This window comes from Leisingera sp. SA32 (assembly GCF_056033425.1).
The window spans coordinates 94,309-100,976 of the sequence record NZ_JBVYHB010000014.1; the positions used below are offsets into that span (position 1 = coordinate 94,309).

The window sequence follows — 6,668 nt, forward strand, 5'->3', positions numbered from 1 at the left end:
GGCGATCGGGTGCTGCCCGGCCTATCGGCCTGACGGGGGTCTGGCGGCGTGTGCCCAATTCTCTCATCCCTTTGGTGCGAGCAGGCGCAAGGCGGCGCGGATCAATTCTGGCTCATCCGCTTCCGGGCTGGCTGCTGCGGCTTCCGCCACCGCGGCGGCGGCATCCGAGGGACCATATCCCAGATTCCCCAGCGCCGACAGCGCCCCGGCGGAGGCCGCCGCCGCGCCGCTGGGTTTCTTCGGGGCGGATTTGCGGACCGGTTTCGCAGTTGCAGCCGCCTCGGCGTCCTCGAACACCTCCGGGCCCGGCCCGTCCATTGCATCCATCACGGTGCCGCCCATCGCCATCACGCCGGGCGCCTTGTCCTTGAGATCCAGCACGATCCGCTGTGCGGTCTTGGGGCCGACGCCCTTGGCCGCCTTGACCGCAGCCCAATCCCCCAAGGCGATAGCCCGGCTGACCCCATCCGGACCCAGCGCACCGAGGATTGCCAAAGAGACTTTGGCGCCAACCCCCTGAACGGATGTCAGCAGCCGGTGCCACTCCTTTTCGACCAGCGAGGTGAAGCCGTAGAGCTGCATCAGATCCTCGCGCACCACCATGTCGGTATAAAGCGCCACCGGATCGCCCGGCGCAGGCAATGCCGCCAGGGTACGGTCGGAGCAATAGACGATGTAGCCCACGCCGCGGACGTCGATCAGCACGTGGTCCTGCGTCCGATAGTCCAGCCGTCCTGTCAGTTTTCCTATCATGCGTGCCTGCCGTTCATGCGCGTTTCTCCTTCAGCTGGCGCTGACCTGTGGCACCGTAATACGCGTGGCAGATGGCAATCGCCAGCGCATCCGCCGCGTCCGCGCCCTTGGGCGTGCAGCCGGGCAGTTGCAGCTTGACCATGTGGATGACCTGCTCCTTCGCCGCATGGCCGACGCCGACCACGGTCTTCTTGACCCGGTTGGGCGCGTATTCCCCCACGGGCAAGCCTGCCTTGGCCAGGGTCAGCAAAGCCACGCCGCGCGCCTGGCCGAGCTTCAGCGTGCCGGCGCCATCCTTGTTCACGAAGGTCTGTTCAATCGCCGCCTGATCCGGCGCATAGGCCGCGATGACCTCGCTCACCTGGTTATGCAGCGACAACAGCCGCTCTCCGAGGTCATCGCCGTCGGACTGGCACAGCCCGTTGGCGACATGTGAAAGCCGGGAGCCATTCGATTCGATGACCCCCCATCCAAGGGTGCGCAGCCCCGGATCGATTCCCAAAATCCGCATGTTGTGCCCGCTGCCTGCCCGCTTGTTGTAAGATATTTTCCCCCTGAATAGCACAAAACGCGAACATGTCCAATTTCTTTGCCATAACCTCAGGTTGTATGATGGCGTCGGGAATGGTCTGAAACCGACCCATTCAGATAGGCAAAACGACATTTTTTCCGGTTTCGGCAACCGGGCGTATAGCCCTTGTTTTTATAGCGCAAAGCCATGCGAAATTTGCATGGGACGCATGCAAATCCACCTCTTGCCGGAGGCCAAGTTCCACTCTAAATGCCGGCCATCGCAATTCGGCGACAGTTGACAACAGCAGACCAGAGGACAAGGACATGGCCGCATTTGACACCACCCGCACCGTTTATGGGTCCACCGGCCTTTTTGGCCGTATCGGCGGCCTGATTGCCACCGCGACCGGCGCCCTTGTCGCCTGGAACGACGCGCGCGCAACACGCAATGCACTGTCGGCGCTGTCCGACCGCGAGCTGTCCGATATCGGCCTGTGCCGCGGCGACATCGACGACGTCGCCGACGGCAGGCCGATCTTCTGAGACCTGCGATCACAGCCCGTCTCTGAGATCCCTCAGGATAAAAACGTAACGCCGCGGCGCCTCACAGCCCGCGGCGTTTTCGCATTAAAACCGGGACGTCAGCCCCAGAGCGGCGCAACCGTCTGAGCCAGAAACATGCTGAGCGGATCGCGCTGCATCACCAGCGCCCCGATCTGCTCAACTTGATCGCCCTGCGACAGTTTCAGCACACGCGCGTCATAGCTGCCGGTCCCAAGCGCTGCGATCAGAGCCGCCTTGCAGATCACAAATGCGGCCAGGATATAAACGACCTTGCGCCGGATACTGTGCGACGGGGTCCGCAGTGGCCTGGCCACCAGCAGGCCGTCCGGCTGCATCCGCGCCGAGTAGCCCGCAGACAGGGCCGCGTGCTTGCGACTGATCTGCTTCAGACGCGATTGAAACTGATTGCGATGTTCGCCCATTTCCAACCTCCAAAACGGCCACCACCTTCGGATGGCCGATCATTGGATCGAAATGAGGCAAAAATGCGGCGAATACCTAAAATTCGCTTAAAAGCCCTAAGACCTAGCCTGCCTTCTTCAACAGCAGCGTCGTCCATTCACCAATCTCTTCGCGGCGGGTCAGATTGATGCCATTCTGTGCATAAACTGCAATGACATCATCCGCCTGCTCATTGAGGATACCCGACAGAATCGCATAGCCCCCAGGGCGCAGATTGGCAGCCAGATCCGGCGACAGCGCCACCAGCGGTCCTTTGAGAATATTGGCGAAGATCAGATCGAAAGGCGCCTGCGCCTGAAGGGCGGGATTGTCAAAGCCCGCGGCCTCCAGGCAGGTGACCTGACCAGCCATGCCATTGGCCTTGAGGTTTGCCTCAGCGACCTCTACCGCTACCTCATCAATGTCGCTGGCGAGGATGGCTCCGTCCCAGACCCGTGCCGCCGCCATGGCCAGCACCGCGGTGCCGCAGCCGATGTCGGCAACCTTGGCGCCCTCAAACCCCTGATCCAGCAGGTGATCCAGCGCCAGCAGACAGCCCAGCGTGGTGCCGTGGTGGCCGGTGCCGAACGCCATCGCCGCCTCGATCAGCAGCGGGATGCGCCCTTCTGGCAGCTTGTCGGCGTCATGGCTGCCATAGACAAAGAAACGTCCCGCCTCGACCGGCGCCAGTTCGCGCCGCACGTGGGCAACCCAATCGGTTTCGGGAATTTCGGACACCACAAAGGGCTTGGCCTCATGCATGGCCGCCAGAAGCGCGAGGCCCGCCTCATCCGGTGCTTCGGTGAAATAGCCGCCAACCTCCCACAGGCCGGAGCCGTCTTCCATCTCGAACACGCCAATGCCGGTGGGTTCCGGGTTCAGTCGCTCCATCGCCTCGCCCAGCGCCTCGGCCTGGGCTTTTGCGGTCAGGGTGGTGAGGGCGGTGAAGGTGGTCATGGCGGCGCTCCTGAAACTGTTGTGCAGCGCCTAGGCCGCAACGCCGCCCACGTCAAGCGTTAGCCCCCGCGGCCGCGGGGGACGCGCAGGTTCACTCCGCCGGAGCAGGCTGGGCGTATTTGCTGAAGATGGTCTCATTGCCCGGCTCCGGATGACGCGGGATCAGCAGCGACAGCCCCAGCGAGATCAGAGCCATGCCCGCCGCCAGCACAAACACCAGCCCCGGAGAGTAGACCCAAAGCAATCCCAGCAGCACCGGAAGGAACACCGCCGCGATGTGGTTGATGGTAAAGGCCACCGCCGCCGTGGGCGCAATGTCACCGGGGTCTGCGATTTTCTGGAAATAGGTCTTCAGCGCCAGCGCCAGCGCAAAAAGCACATGGTCAATGACATAGAGCACGGCCGCAATCACCACGCCCCAGCCGAACCAGTAGATCCCGCCATAGGCGGCAAAGACGATGGCCAACCCTGCATACTCAACGATCAGCGTACGGCGCTCGCCGAACAGGGCCACGGCCTTGCCCAGCATCGGCGCCACGGTCATGTTGATGACAAGGTTGATGAGGTAGAGGCCGGTGAGTTCGTGCACTTCAAACCCGAACTTCTCGACCATCATGAACCCGGCAAAAACCACGAAGATCTGCCGCCGCGCGCCGGCCATGAATTGCAGCGCATAGTACAGCCAGTAGCGTTTGCGCAGGATCAGCTTCTTGATCTGCGGGTGTGGCGCATCAAACTGCGGATAGGCAAACAGGGCCACCAAGGCGATCAGCGCGGTAGCGCCGCCCGCGGCCAGGAACACGGTGTTGTAGCCCAGATCAAACCGATCCCAGGTCAGCACGATGAGGCCGTAGACCACCAGCGTCGCCGCCGAGCCCGCCGCCACCAGCCAGCCCAGCGTCTGCGGTGCACGGTCCTTGGGAAGCCACTGTAGCTGCAGCGACTGGTTCACCGTTTCATAATAATGAAACCCGATCGAGCTGAGCAGCGTCACCATCAGGATACCGCCCAGCGAAGGAAACCACGCGGTGACCCCCGTGGCCACGCCCAGAAGCACCAAGGAGATCAGCCCCAGAACCTGCTCGCGCACAAACAGGATGACAGCGATCACCCCCACCGCCAGAAAGCCGGGAATCTCGCGCACCGTGTGCAGCAGGCCAATGTCCGACCCATCGAACTGCGCGGCCTCGATCACGAAGTTGTTGAGCAGCGCGCTCCAGGCGTTGAAGGCAATGGGCATCGCCAGCGCCATCAGGAACAACAGCGTCACCGGACGGCGCCAGAACGGCAGGCCTTGGGCGTCGGAAAGAGGCATGGGTCTGAACATGCGCTCGGGTTTACGCCGCTTCGCTCCGTCTGGCGAGAGGGAAAGCACACCTGCACATCCTGCTCCGCATCAGCGCGCAGAGCCGCGCGCGTGCAGCGGTGGCGGAAGATGCGTGTCTCTGCCTCGCGCGCCGGGGTATGTCGAACAAAAGAAAAACCGGCTCTTTCTGGTTTGCAATACCCTGGGGGAGCCGGCCGTCAGGGCGGCGGGGGCAAAGCCCCCGGCAGCGCTGGCGGCGTCAGAAAAAGCTTTGTGGATCAATGTCGATGCTCAGCCGCAGATCCCCTTTCAGGCGCAACGGCGCGGTCCAGCGGGCAATGGCGTCTTGCAGCGGTGCGCCCTTGGCGGCCTTGACCAGCAGCCGCACCCGGTGGCGCCCCCGGACGCGGGCGATCGGCGCCGGGGCGGGGCCGAACAACTGGGCCCCGATCTGGCGTAGCGGCCCGTCGTTGCGCGCCATGGCGTTGCCCAGATCAAACACCGCCGCCAGATCCGGTCCCGACAGGATGATCCCCGCCATGCGGCCATAAGGCGGCACGCCCGCCGCCTGACGCTCAGCGGCTTCGGCTTTCCAGAAGTTCTCCTCATCCCCCGACAGAATCGCCCGGATCACCGGGTGTTCGGGCTGGAATGTCTGCATCAAGGCCTCGCCCGGTCGCTCGGCGCGCCCCGCCCGACCCGCCACCTGGCGCATCAGCTGAAAGGTGCGCTCAGCCGCGCGCAGGTCCGACCCTTGCAGTCCAAGATCGGCGTCAATCACCCCCACCAGCGTCAGCATTGGAAAGTTGTGCCCCTTGGCGACCAGCTGGGTGCCAAGGATTATGTCGGCCTCGCCCTTGGCGATGTCTTCGATCCGTTGCTTCAGCGCACGGGCGGAACCGAAGAGGTCAGAGCTGAGAACCGCAATCCGCGCTTCCGGGAACAGGGCGGTGGCTTCCTCGGCCAGCCGTTCGATGCCGGGGCCGACGGGGGCCATCTTGCCCTCCACTTCGCAGGAGGGGCAGACCTCGGGCACCGGCTTGGTCTCGCCGCACTGGTGGCACATCAGCCGCTTCATGAAACGGTGCTCGACCATGCGCGCGTCGCAATGATCACAAGCCACCTGCGCGCCGCAAGCCCGGCAGATGGTGACGGGGGCAAAGCCACGGCGGTTCAGGAACAAAAGCGACTGCTCGCCGCGCTCCAGCCGCAGCTTCATCGCCTGTTTCAGGGTCGGCGAAATCCAGGTGGCCGGCAGCAGGTCTTCCGCGCGCATGTCCACCGCGCGCATGTCCGGCAGCACCGAGGCGCCAAAGCGTGAGGTGAGGTCCAGACGTTTGTACTTGCCTGCCTCGGCATTGGCCCAGCTTTCCAGGCTGGGCGTGGCAGAGGCCAGCACAACCTGCGCCGAACACATGGCCGCGCGCAGCACCGCCATGTCGCGGGCGTTGTACAGCACGCCATCTTCCTGCTTATAGGAGGTGTCGTGTTCCTCATCCACGATGATGAGGCCCAGATCGCGGTATGGCAGGAACAGCGCCGAGCGCGCGCCAATCACCAGCTGCGCCGCCCCCTGCCCGACCATTTTCCACACCCGGCGGCGTTCGGTCATGGTGGCGCCCGAATGCCACTCGGCCGGTTTGGCACCGAACCGGGCCTCGACCCGGGTCAGGAATTCCGCCGTCAGGGCGATCTCCGGCAGCAGCACCAGCGCCTGCCGACCGGCGCGTAAGGTGGCAGCGACGGCCTCCAGATAAACCTCTGTCTTGCCGGAACCGGTGACCCCCTTCAGCAGCGTTGTGCCATAGCGGCCGCTTTGCACGCCTTCGGCCAGCGCGGCGGCGGCGGCGGCCTGATCTTCGGTCAAGGCCTTGCCGGGCCGCTCCGGGTCCAGCCGCGGATACGGCAGATCGCGGGGCGCCTCTTCTTCGCGCAAGGCCCCCTGTTTCACCAACCCCTTCACCACCGAGGGCGTCACATCCGCCATATCGGCCAGCTCGCGCGGGGTGAAGGCCAGGTTGCCGTAGTCGTCCAGCACCTCCAGCACCCGTGTGCGGGCGTCGGTCATCCGATCCGGTACGCCCTCGCCGCGGCGCAGGATCTTGCGCATGGAGGGCGGGTCGCCGAGCCCCGG

General features: G+C 64.4%; 7 protein-coding genes. 1 reads left to right on the plus strand and 6 read right to left on the minus strand.

The window, feature by feature from the left end:
• Positions 1–63 precede the first annotated feature (63 nt).
• Together ruvA and ruvC are read right to left on the minus strand one after the other, a co-directional pair.
• The gene (gene ruvA / locus AC0IPL_RS17650) at positions 64–753 is read right to left on the minus strand and encodes a Holliday junction branch migration protein RuvA (protein WP_474275542.1); all 690 of its coding nucleotides are present in this window, start codon (positions 751–753) and stop codon (positions 64–66) included.
• 13 nt (positions 754–766) lie between these two features.
• Positions 767–1,264, minus strand: coding sequence for a crossover junction endodeoxyribonuclease RuvC (gene ruvC, locus AC0IPL_RS17655; RefSeq protein ID WP_474275544.1), 498 nt, complete (start codon positions 1,262–1,264; stop codon positions 767–769).
• Between the two features lie 326 nt (positions 1,265–1,590).
• Here ruvC and AC0IPL_RS17660 point away from each other — a divergent pair, with 326 nt between their 5' ends.
• A complete protein-coding gene (locus AC0IPL_RS17660) occupies positions 1,591–1,809 on the plus strand; it encodes a DUF1127 domain-containing protein (protein WP_474275546.1) in 219 nt (72 codons plus the stop codon).
• 98 nt (positions 1,810–1,907) lie between these two features.
• On the opposite strand, the gene AC0IPL_RS17665 is transcribed toward AC0IPL_RS17660, so the two are convergent.
• The 4 genes from AC0IPL_RS17665 to AC0IPL_RS17680 all read right to left on the minus strand — a co-directional run.
• Positions 1,908–2,252, minus strand: coding sequence for a hypothetical protein (locus tag AC0IPL_RS17665; RefSeq protein WP_474275547.1), 345 nt, complete (start codon positions 2,250–2,252; stop codon positions 1,908–1,910).
• Positions 2,253–2,355: 103 nt separating this feature from the next.
• On the minus strand, positions 2,356–3,228 hold the full coding sequence (locus AC0IPL_RS17670; protein WP_474275548.1) for a 50S ribosomal protein L11 methyltransferase: 873 nt from the start codon (positions 3,226–3,228) through the stop codon (positions 2,356–2,358).
• A 91-nt stretch (positions 3,229–3,319) separates the two neighbouring features.
• Entirely contained in the window at positions 3,320–4,555 is a 1,236-nt protein-coding gene (locus AC0IPL_RS17675; protein ID WP_474275549.1) for an MFS transporter, read from the minus strand.
• Between the two features lie 238 nt (positions 4,556–4,793).
• Positions 4,794–6,668 (minus strand): primosomal protein N' (locus tag AC0IPL_RS17680; RefSeq protein ID WP_474276253.1); only part of this gene is annotated, 1,875 nt, incomplete at its 5' end.